Annotated in this window: 16 protein-coding genes and 1 tRNA gene; 8 read left to right on the top strand and 9 right to left on the bottom strand. The window is 56.3% G+C overall.

Annotated elements, in window-relative coordinates; genetic code table 11:
* Nucleotides 1-10 precede the first annotated feature (10 nt).
* Nucleotides 11-1,495, top strand: coding sequence for a RagB/SusD family nutrient uptake outer membrane protein (locus I2E69_RS03575; RefSeq protein ID WP_195458795.1), 1,485 nt, complete (start codon nt 11-13; stop codon nt 1,493-1,495).
* Nucleotides 1,496-1,499: 4 nt separating this feature from the next.
* Entirely contained in the window at nt 1,500-2,408 is a 909-nt protein-coding gene (locus I2E69_RS03570) for a hypothetical protein (RefSeq protein ID WP_195458793.1), read from the top strand.
* A gap of 108 nt (nt 2,409-2,516) precedes the next feature.
* On the opposite strand, the gene frr is transcribed toward I2E69_RS03570, so the two are convergent.
* Genes frr through pyrH form a run of 3 tightly spaced genes read right to left on the bottom strand, consistent with a single transcriptional unit; the run spans nt 2,517 to nt 4,365 of the window.
* Entirely contained in the window at nt 2,517-3,074 is a 558-nt protein-coding gene (frr, locus tag I2E69_RS03565; RefSeq protein WP_195458791.1) for a ribosome recycling factor, read from the bottom strand.
* A 12-nt stretch (nt 3,075-3,086) separates the two neighbouring features.
* A complete protein-coding gene (locus I2E69_RS03560) occupies nt 3,087-3,653 on the bottom strand; it encodes a TlpA family protein disulfide reductase (protein WP_195458789.1) in 567 nt (188 codons plus the stop codon).
* Nucleotides 3,654-3,657: 4 nt separating this feature from the next.
* Nucleotides 3,658-4,365, bottom strand: a complete 708-nt coding sequence (pyrH, locus tag I2E69_RS03555; RefSeq protein WP_195458788.1) for a UMP kinase — start codon at nt 4,363-4,365, stop codon at nt 3,658-3,660.
* A gap of 79 nt (nt 4,366-4,444) precedes the next feature.
* Here pyrH and dxs point away from each other — a divergent pair, with 79 nt between their 5' ends.
* Both dxs and I2E69_RS03545 read left to right on the top strand, forming a co-directional pair.
* Nucleotides 4,445-6,325, top strand: coding sequence for a 1-deoxy-D-xylulose-5-phosphate synthase (gene dxs, locus I2E69_RS03550; protein WP_195458787.1), 1,881 nt, complete (start codon nt 4,445-4,447; stop codon nt 6,323-6,325).
* A gap of 61 nt (nt 6,326-6,386) precedes the next feature.
* Nucleotides 6,387-6,908, top strand: coding sequence for a lipocalin family protein (locus I2E69_RS03545; protein WP_195458786.1), 522 nt, complete (start codon nt 6,387-6,389; stop codon nt 6,906-6,908).
* Between the two features lie 387 nt (nt 6,909-7,295).
* Here the strand turns inward: I2E69_RS03545 and I2E69_RS03540 are convergent, their stop codons facing one another.
* Together I2E69_RS03540 and I2E69_RS03535 are read right to left on the bottom strand one after the other, a co-directional pair.
* Nucleotides 7,296-8,057, bottom strand: coding sequence for a YaaA family protein (locus I2E69_RS03540; protein WP_195458785.1), 762 nt, complete (start codon nt 8,055-8,057; stop codon nt 7,296-7,298).
* 11 nt (nt 8,058-8,068) lie between these two features.
* Entirely contained in the window at nt 8,069-8,842 is a 774-nt protein-coding gene (locus I2E69_RS03535) for a radical SAM protein (protein ID WP_195458784.1), read from the bottom strand.
* A gap of 68 nt (nt 8,843-8,910) precedes the next feature.
* On the opposite strand from I2E69_RS03535, the gene I2E69_RS03530 reads away from it, so the two are divergent.
* The 4 genes from I2E69_RS03530 (at nt 8,911) to I2E69_RS03515 (ending at nt 13,479) form a co-directional block, all read left to right on the top strand.
* Nucleotides 8,911-10,068: a dicarboxylate/amino acid:cation symporter gene (locus I2E69_RS03530; protein WP_195458783.1), complete on the top strand. Its 1,158-nt coding sequence runs from the start codon at nt 8,911-8,913 to the stop codon at nt 10,066-10,068.
* A gap of 184 nt (nt 10,069-10,252) precedes the next feature.
* The gene (locus I2E69_RS03525; RefSeq protein WP_195458782.1) at nt 10,253-11,524 is read left to right on the top strand and encodes an aminotransferase class I/II-fold pyridoxal phosphate-dependent enzyme; all 1,272 of its coding nucleotides are present in this window, start codon (nt 10,253-10,255) and stop codon (nt 11,522-11,524) included.
* A 341-nt stretch (nt 11,525-11,865) separates the two neighbouring features.
* Nucleotides 11,866-11,938 (top strand) — tRNA-Gly (locus I2E69_RS03520).
* A gap of 320 nt (nt 11,939-12,258) precedes the next feature.
* Entirely contained in the window at nt 12,259-13,479 is a 1,221-nt protein-coding gene (locus I2E69_RS03515; RefSeq protein WP_195458781.1) for a site-specific integrase, read from the top strand.
* Here the strand turns inward: I2E69_RS03515 and I2E69_RS03510 are convergent.
* The 4 genes from I2E69_RS03510 to I2E69_RS15200 form a co-directional block, all read right to left on the bottom strand.
* Nucleotides 13,476-14,189, bottom strand: coding sequence for a hypothetical protein (locus I2E69_RS03510; RefSeq protein ID WP_195458780.1), 714 nt, complete (start codon nt 14,187-14,189; stop codon nt 13,476-13,478). The genes I2E69_RS03515 and I2E69_RS03510 overlap by 4 nt on opposite strands.
* 146 nt (nt 14,190-14,335) lie before the next feature.
* Nucleotides 14,336-14,641 carry a helix-turn-helix domain-containing protein gene (locus I2E69_RS03505; protein WP_195458779.1) on the bottom strand — a complete coding sequence of 102 codons (306 nt, stop codon included), beginning with the start codon at nt 14,639-14,641 and terminating at the stop codon, nt 14,336-14,338.
* Nucleotide 14,642: 1 nt separating this feature from the next.
* The gene (locus tag I2E69_RS03500) at nt 14,643-14,810 is read right to left on the bottom strand and encodes a helix-turn-helix domain-containing protein (protein ID WP_195460039.1); all 168 of its coding nucleotides are present in this window, start codon (nt 14,808-14,810) and stop codon (nt 14,643-14,645) included.
* Between the two features lie 22 nt (nt 14,811-14,832).
* On the bottom strand, nt 14,833-15,276 hold a 444-nt coding region (locus I2E69_RS15200), incomplete at its 5' end, for a hypothetical protein (protein ID WP_229095370.1).

Below are 15,276 nucleotides of genomic sequence, written 5' to 3'. Positions count from 1 at the left end.
GCTGACGACTATGAAAAACTTGCTTTATATCATTTCGCTCTGCGGGCTGCTCTCGGCGTGCGACCTGCAGGAGGAACCGTACGGATTCTATTCCGACGACAACTTTTACAAGACCGAGACGGATGCCGAATCGGGTCTGCTCTATGCCTACAACGCCCTGACGTTCCTCGAATATTCGCGCGGCATCTTCTACATCGGGGACATCCCGACCGAAACCATGTCGCCCAAGAGCGACGAAGCCGGCGATGTCTACCAACTCGAGAACTGGATCGCAGGCCGGGAGACCGAGCAGTTGAAATACTATTTCAAATACTGCTACATCGCTATCAACCGCGCCAATACGGTGATCGACCATATCTACAACAGTTCGGCGCTGAGCGAAACGGCGCGCCGCCGCATCCTCGGCGAAGCTTACTTCCTGCGTGCATGGAACTATTTCAACCTGGTGCGTACGTTCGGCATCGTTCCCGTGCAGACGAAGATGGTGGCGGAGCTGTCGCAGACGACGCCTCCGATGGCAACGGGCCTCGACCAGCTTTACGACCTGATCTTCGGCGACCTGGCCCGGGCGGACGAACTGCTCGAGGTTAACAAGGTCTTCGGACGGGCGGACAAGGTAGCTGCGCAGGCGCTGATGGCCAAGGCCTACCTGACCGTTGCCTCTTCGAAGGAACATAACGTCTACCGCTATACGGAGATGCGCCGCGAGCCGCAGATCATGTACGACAGTGCTGCCTATTGGGCCGGGAAGGTCGTTCGTGATTATAAAAATTCCTATGATTTCGACGATAACCTGCGCGACATCTACGACGTGAACAAACCTACGGGCCCCGAACATATCTTCATCATGCCGATCGACCGCAGCGGTACGCAGGAGGGCAACTACTCCAAACTGCCCCTGCTTTTCCTGCCGTCGAACAACTCCGTGCCTTTCTACATCCGTTATGGCAACGGGGACCTGCAGCGGGCCAACGGCAACGGCTGGGGCGTTTTCCTCTGTAACGACGAGTTTGTCGAGACGCAGTTCAGCACTACGGACAAGCGCCGTACGGAGTTGATCCACCGCGATATCTACGACGTTTCGGGCAACCCGATCGTGCCCAACCAGGTCAAGGGTTATTTTTCGAGCAAGTATGTCGATCCCGATTTTATCGGCGAACGTACCAGCGCCCGTCCTTACCTGATCCGTTTCTCGGACATTGCGCTGGTGTATGCCGAGGCCGCGGGGCCCGAAGCGGGATTGGCATATGTGAACCGCATTCGCGAAAGGGCCGGCGTGACGCCGCTTCCGTCCGGAATGGCTCCGGACAAGTTCCGCGAAGCCGTGATCAAGGAGCGTGCGCTCGAACTGGCCTTCGAGGGCAACCGGCTCTATGACCTGCGCCGTACGGCCTCGGTTACGACCACCGACATCAAGGCTGCCGGACTGAGCGAGGCCGAAGCCGCCTATTATCCGATTCCGCAGCGTGAAATAGATCTGAATCCCAATTTGTAGCGTTATGAAAAAACTGAAATATATCGTATTGTTGCTTTCGTGCCTGGCCGTGGTTTCCTGCACGAAGGATATCGACGAGAAGGAGCCGAGCAACGAGTGTTCGATCCTCGACATCAAACTGGCGGGACAACTGGGCAAGGCCGCCATCGAACGGGTGGACGACAATCAGGGAACCGTGACCCTCTATATCTTCGAGCAGGCCGATTATCCGTGGGAGGCGGTCGAGGTCGAGGCGCTGGCCCTTTCGGCTTATGCTACGGCGGACGTTTCCGACGGCGGGACGCTCGATTTCCGGAATCCCGACCGCAAAGCGCGTATCATCGTGCGTTCCCAGACCGGGAAACAGGTGCTGTGGACGGTTTGTCTCAAACCTTACGATCCGTTTTATGTTGGCACGTGGGCCGTCAGCGATATCAAGATCTACGTGGATCAGAATATCAGCGGCAATGGCACGGGGAAGTGGGATACTTCGATGGGCGGTTCCGAGTTCGGGACCTTTGCTTCGCCGGAGCTGGACAACGTCATCACCATCACGATGAACGAGGAGATGGTCGACGGAAAGTTCACGGGCAAGATCGTCAATTCCGCCGGTCCCGACGGGCAGTACGGGGCATTCAAGGGTGTCTACCCGGGCGAATACACCGAGGACGCACCGTTGGATATGGACCCGCGCCTGCGTCATCTGATCCCCGCCGGAGAGTCCGACTGGGTGCTCGATCTCTCGACCAATCAGATGAAGATTTCGAAGAACAACATCACTTCGACGATGACCTTCAACCGGGATACTTCGGGCAATCTGTTCTTCGATTTTGCTTTGCCCGATGCGTCGGGCGATACGCCGGGCAGTAATTTCTACAACAACTTCTGGCGCAGTTCGTACAAGTTCTCGTACATCGTACGGGCTGCCGAATAGGAAACAGGGCTGCCTTTCCGGAAGGCAGCCCTGTTTTTTTGGGGACATTTGAAAAAATCCGGACTTGCCGTCGGCAGGTCCGGATTTTTGATCGTCGGGGGCGAACGGTCAGACCGTCATGATCTCCTTCTCTTTCTTGGCGAGGGCTTCGTCCAGCAGTTTGGCGAACTTCTCGACCAGTTTCTGCGACTGTGCTTCGCCGTCCTTCGATTCGTCTTCGGGCATGCCTTCCTTCTGGGCCTTCTTGAAGGCGTCCACGGCGTCGCGGCGGGCGTTGCGCAGGCTGATGCGGGCGGTTTCCGCCTCGTTGCGCACCTGCTTCACCAGTTCCTTGCGGCGCTCCTCGGTGAGGGGCGGAATCGTCAGGCGGATCTGTTCGCCGTTGTTCGACGGCGTCAGGCCGATGTTCGAGTCGATGATCGCCTTCTCGATCGGGCGCAGCATGTTCTTGTCCCACGGCTGGATCAGGATGGTCCTGGCGTCGGGTACGGTAACGCTGGCTGCACCCGAAACGGGAACCTGCGAACCGAAATAGTCGATCATTACGCCGTTCAGGGCGTTGGGCGACGCTTTGCCGGCGCGAACGTTCAAAAGTTCCTCTTCGAGGTGGTCGATGGCCTTCTGCATGCGGCCCGTAGCTTCGTTGAGAATCGTCTTGGTATCCATAAGTGTTGGGGTTTAATTTCCGAGTGTTTGTTCGATGGTCTGGATCAGTTGTTCGAATTCCTGATCGTCGTAACCTACCGTGGACAGTACGACTTTGCCCTTTTGGTCGATTACGAAGTTTCGCGGAATGTAACTCGAGGCGTAGCGGTCGTAGATGGTGTGCGACGGGTCGAGGCCCATCGGAAAGGCATAGCCTGTCTTTTTGCGGAATGCCTCCACGGCTTCGCGCTCCTCGCCGCGCGATATGGGCAGGAAGACGAACTCCTTGCCGGCGAAGCGGTCGATGATGTCGGTCTGTACATGGGTCAGTTCCTCCCGGCAGGGCGGACACCACGTCGCCCAGAAGTTGAGCAGTACGACTTTGCCCTTCAGGCTGCCGAGCGTCACAGAACTGCCGTCGATCATTTCGACCGTGAAATCGGGAGCCGTGTCGCCGGCTTTCACGAGCGTCGTCGCTTCGGTTTGCGTTTCGGCCTCCTTCGAGGTTTCTCCGGTGGGGAGCAGCAGGATGACGGCGACGATCGCGACGATCAGCGCCAGCATCAGCCACAGCGATTTATTACTTTTTTTTGTTGCCATAATTTTACAGTTTTACCAACGTTCCGATCTTCTCCCCGGCAAGGACCTTGCCGAGGTTGCCCTCGGTGTCCATGTCGAAGACGATGATCTGCAGGCCGTTCTCGCGGCAGAGCGTGAAAGCCGTAAGGTCCATGACCTTCAGACGGCGGTCGAGCACCTCCTCGAACGAGATTTCGTCGAACTTCACGGCTGTGGGGTCCTTCTCCGGATCGGCCGTGTAGACGCCGTCCACGCGGGTCCCCTTGAGCATCACGTCGGCCTCGATTTCGATGCCGCGCAGCGCCGAGGCCGAGTCGGTCGTGAAGTAGGGATTCGACGTGCCGCCTCCGACAATCACCACATAACCCGCTTCGAGGTATTCGATGGCACGGGCCTTGGAGTAGTATTCGCCGATGGGTTCCATGCGGATCGAGGTGAGCACCTTGCACTTGACGCCGTTGTCTTCGAGTGCCGATTGAAGTGCCAGCGAATTGATGATCGTGGCGAGCATTCCCATCTGGTCGCCCTTCACGCGGTCGAATCCCTTTTTGGCGCCCGTGAGGCCGCGGAAGATGTTTCCGCCGCCGATGACGATGCCGATCTGGACACCCGTTGCCGCGGCAGCCTTGATCTGTTCGGCGTAGGATTGCAGCATCCGGGGCGAGAGTCCGTATTTCTGTTCGCCCTGCAGCGATTCGCCGCTCAGTTTCAGGAGTATTCGCTTGTATTTCATCGTTCGTAGCTTTTTATCGTAATGCGAAGATAGGTATTTTTTCGAAAAAATTCACATATATTCCTTATCTTTGTGCGCCATGGCATCGGAAGAATATAAACTGCTCGATACGATTTCATCACCCCGGGAGCTGAAAAAACTCTCGGAGGAGGAGTTGTCTGCCTACTGTGACGAACTGAGGCGTTATATCATCGACGAGTGTTCGGTCAATCCGGGCCACCTGGCTTCGAGTCTCGGGGCCGTGGAACTGGCCGCCGCCCTGCACTACGTCTTCGAAACCCCCGACGATAAGATCGTCTGGGATGTCGGCCACCAGACCTACGCCCATAAGATCATCACGGGCCGCCGCGAGGCATTCAGGACCAAGCGCCGTCTCAACGGCATCAGCGGTTTTCCGCGCATGTCGGAGAGCGAGTACGACTCGTTCGGGGGCGGTCACGCTTCGGTGTCGATTTCGGCGGCGTTCGGCATGGCCAAGGCCGCCGAACTGCGGGGCGAAAAACGGCAGGTCGTGGCTGTGATCGGCGACGGTTCGATGACCGGAGGCCTCGCGTTCGAGGGGCTGAACAACGCCGGGGCCTCGAAGCGCACCAACCTGCTGGTGATCCTCAATGACAACAACATGGCCATCGACCAGGCTACGGGGGCGCTGAAAAACTACCTGCTGAAGATTTCGACCTCGGTGCATTACAACCGCTTCAAACAGCGGCTGTGGGGCCTGATGTCGCGTACGCCGCGGCTGCTGAGGCTCTGCCAGAAGGCGGGCAACGCCGTGAAGCAGGGACTGCTGAACAAAAGCAATCTGTTCGAAAGCCTTAATTTTCGGTACTTCGGGCCGGTGGACGGCCACAATATCAAGGAGTTGGTGCGGACACTTCGTGCGCTGCGCGATATCGAAGGGCCTAAGTTGCTGCACGTGATGACCGTAAAGGGCAAAGGTTACCTGCCGGCCGAGCACGACCAGCCTGCCTGGCATGCTCCGGGGCGTTTCAACCCCGATACGGGGGAGCGGATTTCGGCTCCGGGCGGTGCGGCGCGTTACCAGGATGTTTTCGGCGAGACTTTGCTGGAACTGGCCCGCCGCGACCCGCGTGTGGTAGGCGTCACGCCCGCCATGCCGTCGGGCTGTTCGATGAATATCCTGATGCGCGAGATGCCCGGCCGCTGTTTCGACGTGGGCATCGCCGAAGGGCATGCCGTGACCTTCTCGGCCGGACTGGCCGCAGCGGGCATGGTTCCGTTCTGCAATATCTATTCGACTTTCATGCAGCGGGCCTACGATAATGTGATTCACGATGTTGCGATCCAGGATCTTCCGGTGGTGATGTGTCTCGACCGGGGCGGACTGGTGGGCGAGGACGGTGTGACCCATCACGGGGTTTTCGACATGGCCGCTTTCGGCGCCGTGCCGGGGCTGACGATCGCTGCGCCGATGAACGAACCCGAACTGCGCAATATGATGTATACGGCCCTCGAATCGGGCCATCCTTTCCTGATACGTTATCCGCGGGGGCACGGCGAGGGCCTGCCCTGGCGCGGCGAGCCGTTCGAGGCGCTGCCCGTCGGACGGGGCCGCCGCCTGCGCGAGGGCGAAGACGTGGCGCTGGTGACTGTCGGGACGGTCGGCAACGCCGCTGCCCGGGCGGCCGAACGCGCTGCGGCCGGGGGTGTAAGCGTTGCGCATTACGACCTGCGTTTCGCCAAACCGCTCGACGAGGTGCTGCTCGACGAGGTGGGACGCAGGTTCCGCCGTGTCGTCACCGTCGAGGACGGTTCGCTGCGCGGAGGCGTGGGCGAAGCGGTGGCGGCGTTCTTCAACGACCGCGGTTACGACGCGAAGGTGCAGCGGCTCGGCATCGGCGACGAGTGGGTCGAGCACGGCACGCCCGAACAGCTCTACGCCCTCTGCGGTTACGACGAGGAGGGTATCCTGCATGCGCTGCTGAATTCCGGGGAGTAAACTTTCCGCAATCGGTTTTTCCGGCACAAATTCTGTGAGAAAACCATAAAACGACCGGAAAATGAAAATCGTCATTTTATTGCTTGTCGCCGTCCTGCTGATCCTGGCAGTGGCGGTCGTGTCGGCTTCGGACCGTATCGACCGGAAGCTTGTCGGCCTGTTCGACCTGCAACGCTACCTGGGGACGTGGTATGAGATCGCCCGCTACGACCATTCGTTCGAACGGGGATTGGCGGGAGTGCAGGCGCACTACGAATTGCGGCCCGACGGTCGGATCGGGGTTGTGAACAGCGGCGTCGATTACCGCTCGGACCGGCGTAAAGAGGCGCATGGCAGGGCGCATGCCACGGCGGTTCCGGGCCGCCTGAGGGTCTCTTTCTTCTGGATTTTCTATTCGGACTACAACGTGCTCGAACTTGGGCCCGATTACGATTGGGCGCTGGTGGGCAGCCGTTCCTCGAAATACCTTTGGATTCTTTCACGCACGCCTGTGTTGCCGAGCCCCACGCTCAACCACATCCTGCGGCTGGCCGAGGCCCGGGGGTACGACACCCGAAAGTTGCTGTTCGTCGATCAGGGGTAGGGGCTTATGCGCTTTTGGTGTCGGTTGACACCAAAAAAACTTTTGCGCGCCTTCGCCGCGGGGATAGCTACCTTTTGATGGTAAAAGGCAGCACCAAAACCATCCGCATGTCGTTTTCTGCGGGATCGTCTTCCGGCCCGTGCTGAGCGGGCGCAGTAAGATCAAGCCTTTACAGCCTCCCGCCCCGGGCGCACGGGCCGTCAGCCGCTCTTTTCCCGCTCCGAACGATAATGCGGACCATTCACGCCGCCAACGGCGGCGAATAATCCCTGCTTGGCAAAAAAGGCGTCAGGAAAGATGCGGACTAAAAGCGCGAGCGAAGGCGCGGAAAAGGCCTCCCAAAAAATACAAAGAATCCCGCAGTTGCAAACCGCGAAAATTTCTATGTTACATCGTAAACACCCAGTCGTCGCCTTTGGAGAGGGCCGCGTCGAAACGGAATCCCTCCCATTCGAAAGCTTTGAGCATTTCGGGGTCGGCGATGCGGTTTTTCAGGATATACCGCGTCATTTCGCCGCGGCACATTTTCGTGTAGACCACGATGGTTTTGAGCCGGTCGCCTTCGTGGACGCGGAATTCGGGCGTGATGACGCGCGCTTCGCGGCAGATGCGCCGCCAGTCGAACAACCGTTTCATTTCGCTGCTGGCGAGGTTCAGCAGGATGCCGTCGTCGGAGCCGGTCCGGCCGAGCAGGTCGCCGGTCAGCCGCCCCGGCCAATAGGCGAACATCGTTTCATCGCCGTGGCCGGGCAGTACGGCGTCGCCTTCGAGCCGGTAGGTGCGGATGGCGTCCAGCGGACGGAGCAGCCCGTAGAGAAACGAAGTGATGTTCAGGTGCTGCTGGGCGTATTCGAAATCGGCGTCGGTGAAACTTGCCGGGGCGATTCGTTTGAAAACGATCCCCGTGTAGGCCAGCAGAGCCGGGAGGGCCGCCCCGTCGTCGCTGTGGAAACGGCCGTAGCGCTGGCGGTTTTCGGCTGCGATGCGGCGGTTCACGTGCAGGAGCCGTGCCAGGTCGTCGGTGGGGAGCGTCGCCAGTTCGGCGGCCAACTGCGCGGCCTGGTCGCAGTAGGCGGGCCGGGCCGTGCGGGGCGTCCGGACGGAGGTGTGTTCCGCCATTGTTTTGGCACAGGAGAGGAGTAGCTGCATGGCGCCAGGTTTCAGGCTACGGAGCAAGGGATGCCGAGCGCTTCGACGCGCGCGGCGATCCGCTGTAACTCCTCTTTGGAGACTTTTTCGAGCGTTCGGCAGGGCGTGTCGCGGTCGAGCGAGTAGACCATCACCTGCCGGGGACGGATTTCGGCGACGAGGCCGAGCCAGGCGGATACTTCCTCTTCGGTGGTGTTGTCGACGGGCTGTCCGTCGCACGAGCCGCGCAGGAACATCGTCTGGAGGATCATATGGCCGCCGAAGCGTTTCATCTCTTCGACGGTATTGCGGACCGAGTAGGCCGGGCTCTGCGGGTTGTTCATCCGCCGCACGGTTGCGTCGAAGGCCGAGTCGAGTTTGAGGATGTTGTTGTCCACTTTCATCAGGGCGCGGCGGACGCTGTCGCGGTGGATCTGCGTGGCGTTGGAGAGCACGGAGACCTTCGCTGCGGGGCACAGTTCGTCGCGCAAGGCGATCGTGTCGCCGATAATGGCCTCGAACTCGGGGTGCATGGTGGGTTCGCCGTTGCCGGCGAAGGTGATCACGTCGGGCGGGGCGGCGTCGGCCACCATGCGGCGCAGGGTGGCTTCGAGTTGGGTCCGCACGTCTTCGCGGGCGTTGAAACGCCGTCCGCCCGGGTGTTCGGCATTCCAGCCGCATTCGCAGTAGATGCAGTCGAACGAGCAGAGTTTCGAGGAGACCGGCAGCAGGTTGACCCCCAGTGAAAGGCCCAGCCGCCGCGAATGTACCGGGCCGAAGATAATGTCGTGGAATAGTGATGTCATGGTGCGAAATTAAGAATTAAAAATTAAGAATTAAAAATTATGCCTATCTTTACATAAATCGTTTTCGGATGAAAATTAAATTCGGATTGTTGCCGCGTGTCGTGCTGGCCATCGGGCTGGGCGTCGCCTGCGGATTCTTCCTGCCCGGTTGGGCGACGCGCATTGCGCTGACTTTCAATGCGATTTTCGGGCAGTTTCTGGGGTTTGTCATTCCGCTGCTGATTCTCGGGCTGGTGGCGCCGGGCATTGCCGACCTGGGCAAAAGCGCCGGACGCCTGTTGGCGCTGACCGCCGCGCTGGCTTATGCCTTCACGCTCTTTTCGGGTTTCGGGACCTATTTCACGGGCCGGGCCGTGTTCCCGGCGCTGCTCGAAGGTTCTGAGGCCGTGCTGCCGGAGGAGGGAACGGCCCTGGCGCCCTATTTCACGGTCGAAATGCCGCCCGTGATGGGCGTGATGTCGGCGCTGGTCCTCGCCTTCGTGTTGGGGCTGGGTATGGCCTATATTCATTCGGTGACGCTCAAGGGTGCGATGGACGATTTCAAACGGATTATCGACCTGGTGATTCTGCGTGTCATCATTCCCTTGCTGCCGTTCTATATTTTCGGGATTTTCCTTTCGATGACCCAGTCGGGGCAGGTAGCCGGGGTGCTGGGGGTCTTCGTAAAGCTGATCGCGGTAATCTTCTGCATGACGGTCGTGCTGCTCGTCGTGCAGTTCTCCATAGCGGGGCTCGTGGCGCGCAAAAATCCGCTGAAGATGCTCCGCACCATGCTGACGGCTTACGTCACGGCCCTCGGAACGCAGTCGTCGGCAGCGACGATACCGGTGACGCTGGCCCAGACCGTGAAACTCGGCGTGCGGCCCGAACTGGCGTCGTTCGTCGTGCCGCTGTGCGCCACGATCCACCTCTCGGGGTCGATGATGAAGATTACGGCCTGTGCGCTGGCCGTGTCGATGATCGCCGGGCTGGATATCCCGCCGGGAACGTTCGCCGGGTTCATCCTGCTGCTGGCGGTGACGATGGTCGCGGCGCCGGGCGTGCCGGGCGGGGCCATTATGGCGGCGCTGGGGCTGCTGGAGTCGATGCTGGGCTTCGACGAGACCCTTGCGGGGCTGATGATCGCCACCTATATCGCCATGGACAGTTTCGGCACGGCGACCAATGTGACGGGCGACGGCGCCGTCGCGGTGATCGTCGATGCGATCGACCGGCGGCGAGGCTGAATGGAACTGTTTCGGGGCTGCTTTCGGCGGCCCTTTTCTTTTCTTATTACCGGAAATAAGTATAAATGCGTATCCTCGTGGAATAAAAAACGGCTACTTTTGAATGCTAATTCCGTTTTATTTATACTTTTGTGCGTTCAAAACGGAACGAAGGGAGACATAAACTCATAATTACAAGATAAATATGGTTGATATTTTTTCACGCCTCGAGAAAAATGCGGGCGGACCGATCGGTCAGTATATGGCGTATGCCCACGGTTATTACGCCTTCCCCAAACTCGAAGGCGACATCGGCCCCCACATGGTTTTCCGGGGCAAAAAGATGCTTAACTGGAGCCTGAACAACTACCTCGGACTGGCTAATCACCCCGAGGTGCGCAAAGCCGACGCCGAGGGTGCAGCCCAGTTCGGCATGGCGGCTCCGATGGGCGCCCGTATGATGAGCGGACAGACCGTTTACCACGAGCGGCTGGAGCGCGAACTCGCCGAGTTCGTCGGTAAGGAGGACGCTTTCCTGCTCAACTTCGGTTACCAGGGTATGATTTCGATTATCGACTGCCTGCTGACTCCGCGTGACGTGGTCGTCTACGATGCCGAGGCGCATGCCTGCATCATCGACGGCCTGCGCCTGCACAAGGGCAAGCGGTTTGTTTTCGGCCACAACGACATGGATTCGCTGCGCCTGCAGTTGCAGCACGCTACGGACCTTGCCGAGGAGCAGAACGGCGGCGTGCTGGTGATTACCGAGGGTGTGTTCGGTATGAAGGGCGACCTGGGCAAGCTCGATGAGATCGTGGCGCTGAAGAAGGATTTCCAGTTCCGCCTGTTGGTGGACGATGCCCACGGTTTCGGTACGATGGGCCCGGACGGCCGCGGTACGGCTTCGCATTTCGGCGTTTCGGACGGTGTGGACGTGCTCTTCAATACGTTCGCCAAGTCGATGGCCGGTATCGGTGCATTCGTATGCGGTCCCCGCTGGCTGGTCAACCTGCTGCGTTACAACATGCGTTCGCAGCTCTACGCGAAGTCGCTCCCGATGCCGATGGTAATCGGCGCGCTGAAGCGTCTGGAGTTGATCCGCAACCATCCCGAATTCCAAGAGAAACTTTGGGAGATCGTTCGCGTGCTCCAGAGCAGCCTGAAAGAGAACGGATTCGAGATCGGTGTGACCAATTCGCCCGTGACCCCCGTTTTCCTGAAGGGTGGTATTACCGAGGCCACGAATCTGGTTGTAGACCTGCGTGAGAACCACGGTATTTTCTGCTCGATGGTGGTTTATCCCGTAATTCCGAAGGGCGAGATCATCCTGCGCATCATCCCGACGGCGGTGCATACGCTGGAGGACGTGAAGGTTACGATCGAGGCTTTCAAGGCCGTTCGCGAGAAACTCGAAACCGGCGTATACGCTTCGATGCCCATTCCGGCGCGTGCCGACGAAGGCTTCAAGCTTCGCTAAATCTCGCAGATAACAGACAGGCGGATGTTCCGGAAGGGACATCCGTTTTTTTGTCCGGTGTGGGGCGGGATCGGATGCCGGATGTGTGCGATGTTGATGCCGATGTTGTTGAAATTGTTGGGCATGACGGCTTTGCTTGTGCTGCGCCATATCGGAATTATATGGATGAAGTCAGTTCTAGGCGATGTGTCGTGCCGGAGTGAACGCATTTGAAAAATGCCGGCCGGCGGGAATTTGCGGATAAAATTCGCCGAAAATTTTGCAGAATAAATTTTTCAGTTTATATTTGCAGTCCCGAAGCGTAGGAAACAACGGTTTCCAAAGTGGCGGAACCGATATTTGCGGAAATAGCTCAGTTGGTAGAGCGCAACCTTGCCAAGGTTGAGGTCGCGGGTCCGAGTCCCGTTTTCCGCTCTGGAAGCCTTGAGAAAGAGGCAGAAATAAAGAGCAAAAACCTTATGTATCAATGATATGTAAGGTTTTTTCGTTTTTAGGATGAAGCCGAAAAAAGCAACAAAATGCAGGTTTTTACGACCTTATCGGTGACCTGTTTCGCTCACACCTAAAATAGGTCACTAATGTAAGTTATCGCATTAATTATCAGCTTTTTGCCCTGCAACAATTCTATGCTGTAAACGTATTACTAACAAATCATTTACAGCAGTATGGAAAGAAAGACTTTCAACAAAGTTGAAGTTCATTCTCGCCTCGGCATAGCTCGAACAAGTTCGGCTATGCCCTCGGCTCGGCGAACTTTCAGCGTGGTTTTCTTCTGCAAGAAGACCAAAGTAACGAAAAAGGGCAAGGCCCCGATCTATGTGCGCATCAAGACCTGCGGCACGGCTACGGAGATTTACACGCGATGCCAAATCGAACCGGAGCGGTGGAATCAACGGCTTGAACGGTCACTCTATAAGGACGAGATAGACCAACAGATCAACAGCATCGTCGCCAGCTACCGGGCCAATGTCCTCGCGGCCTATGACCAGTTAATCAAGGAGGGCAAAGAGCCGACGTGCTTTGCTATCAAACACCGTCTTGAAAACCCTTCGGGTAATGCGCGGATGTTCCTCGCGGAGTTTGGGAAGTATTGCGACAAACGGCAGAAAGAGGTCGGAACACGGATCACCCAACTCACGGCGAACAAGTATCACCGTCTGCTTCGCTACCTGAAAGAGTATATGCAGGCGCAGTATAAAAAGGAAGATATTCCGCTGGACAGGGTGAATTACGAATACCTCGACGGACTGAATACCTTTATCCAGACGGCCCACAACTGCAAGACCAACGGTGCGGTCAATCTGTTGTGCTGTCTTAAAAACTTTATGCTGTACGCCATTCGTAACGAGTGGATCGAAAAGAATCCGTTTCAGTACTACAAACTGAAACCCGAACACAACAAGTCCAAAGACCACCTGACCAAAGCGGAATTGGATGTTTTGATAAACAAACCTATGCCGAACGAGCGGATAGAACGCATCCGGGACGTGTTCGCGTTCTGCTGCCTGACGGGATTAGCCTTTACGGATGCCGACCACCTGCGCCCGGAACATATCAGTGCGGATGATAGCGGGCAGTTGTGGATTCACAAGCCCCGCGAGAAAACCGCCGTAATGAGCCGCATCCCTTTGTTGCCGCACCCGGTGAAACTTCTGCAAAAGTACGAACACGACCCGAATTGCCGACAGCGCGGAAAGATGCTGCCCGTACCGAGCAACAGCAAGATGAACGCCTATTTGAAGGAGCTTGCAGGCATCTGCAATATCGACAAGACGCTGACAACGCACGTCGCGCGGCATACGTTCGCCTGCCTTGCCGTGGAGTATGGAATGCCGATAGATGTGCTGGCAAAGATTCTCGGCCACACCAATACGAATATGACGCGGCATTATGCCAAGTTTTCGGAGGGCTTGATCGGCCGGGAGATGCAGAAATTCGGAAGTCTGTTAAATTAGATTTTAGAAAATAAAGCGATGTGCTTCTTATAATAATCGTCAAGTTGATGAATCAAATCCAAAAACTCCTCATACATAAATGCAAAATTACCGCCGTCATTCTTCATTCGATCAATTATTGGATTATCAAAAATGGACATAAAAAAGCAACCGCGTATCTTGGATAAGATTGCCATTAATTCTGCATCTATATACTTCTCGAAAAAAAAGATAGCCATAATATTTTGCCTATTATATAAATTTACATACGAAATGTATTCTACCCAAGTAAGATTCTTTAGATTTTTGCTATCTACCATAGGGGCAGTCCTATCACTGAGCTTTAGATTGTCGAAAATTTGGAATACGGTTTTCTTATCAGGATAATCGGCAATTTCATTGATATTTTGTACATTTGCTATATTATGAATTATTCCTTTTCCGGTATTGATAATATCGACAATATGTTGCCCAACAATAGGATATATCTTGCGAAAAGCTCTCATCTCTTCTGCATGGTGATCTACCAGATAAATTAGATAAGCAAGTAAGTAACCGGAAAGCAGCATGTTAAATATTCTGCCAATACTATCGGCAGAGGGAAAAATCGCAGGTATGTGGATTAGCCAAATTTCATAAACCACTACAAATATAAAACTAACGCTTGCATACAAGGTCAAATCGAGCCGGATAGTTGAACGGTATTGAGACCGCTTTTTGATTTTCTTCATATCCTTAGGAATTATTAATCAAAACAAAGTTAATAATATTCTGCCCAATGCAATAAATAGCAATATAAAAAGGGATAACAAGAAAGGCGGGGCGCACGGGATTCGGAATGATCCCTAACGCGCCCCACCTTTTCATTTACACCGACCTAAAACGGGTCTTGGGCAGGCCTGTAATTTTGCATCAGCATTTCCCGAATTGCCGATTCGGGATAGAGGATGTTGCGCTCGCTTATTGCGACAAACGGTATCTGCCGCGTATCGCGGAGCGTCTGCAAGGTTCGGGGAGAGATGTGCAGCAGATCGCAAACCTCGCTGCCCGTCAGGTTGTTCTCCGCCCCGACCGGAGGACGATAGTTCTTATCGGCCAGTTGCAGGGTTTCTTCGGCCCGGTCGATCATAGCGAGCAACTCCCGGACTTCCTCGCTCTCCATCGTTAAATAGTCCGATTCCATGTTACACCCCTTTTCTGATTGTCCGTGCCTGCAGAAACCCGGTTACATCAGCTTCCCGGTAGAAGAACTTACCGCCGACATTCGAATAGGGCAGTACCCGTCTGTCGCGGTAACTTTGGAGCGTGCGCTTGGAAATCCGCAATCGCTGACAAACCTCCGCCCCGTCCAGTCAGCCGTCGGGCGACGGCGGGTTATAACGCTTCCCGGTTCGTTGTGATTGAGCGGCCAATGTTTTCAGCCGTTCCGTGAGCGCTCTTCATACGCGCTCGTCCATACAAATACTTGTCATAAAAATTTGAATTAAATAGGTTAATAATAAATTTCATTTGCAAGGTAATACCGAACCGAAGGTTTCCGGATATATGGCCGCTCCATGCCGCCCAGACCGTCTGCCTTCGATGCTCCTGCAAATCCGACGGCAATATAAGGGACGCACCGTTGTTTTGATGCTGTTTACGCCCTCGTTCTCCCTCAATCGCCCTAATTGGCCCCATGAATCTCGGCGTTCCTGCAAACTTGGCGGCAAGATAAGGGCAGCGTCCCGACTTGGTGCTGTCTGGGGAGTGAACGGTTATGAACGGTGCTAATTGACCCCGAAAACCGGACAAAATCAGCCGCAATTTCGGGGTATCAGT

The sequence above is a fragment of the Alistipes sp. D31t1_170403_E11 genome (assembly GCF_015553985.1).
GTDB lineage: Bacteria > Bacteroidota > Bacteroidia > Bacteroidales > Rikenellaceae > Alistipes > Alistipes montrealensis.
This window is presented reverse-complemented; position numbering and strand designations above follow the sequence as displayed.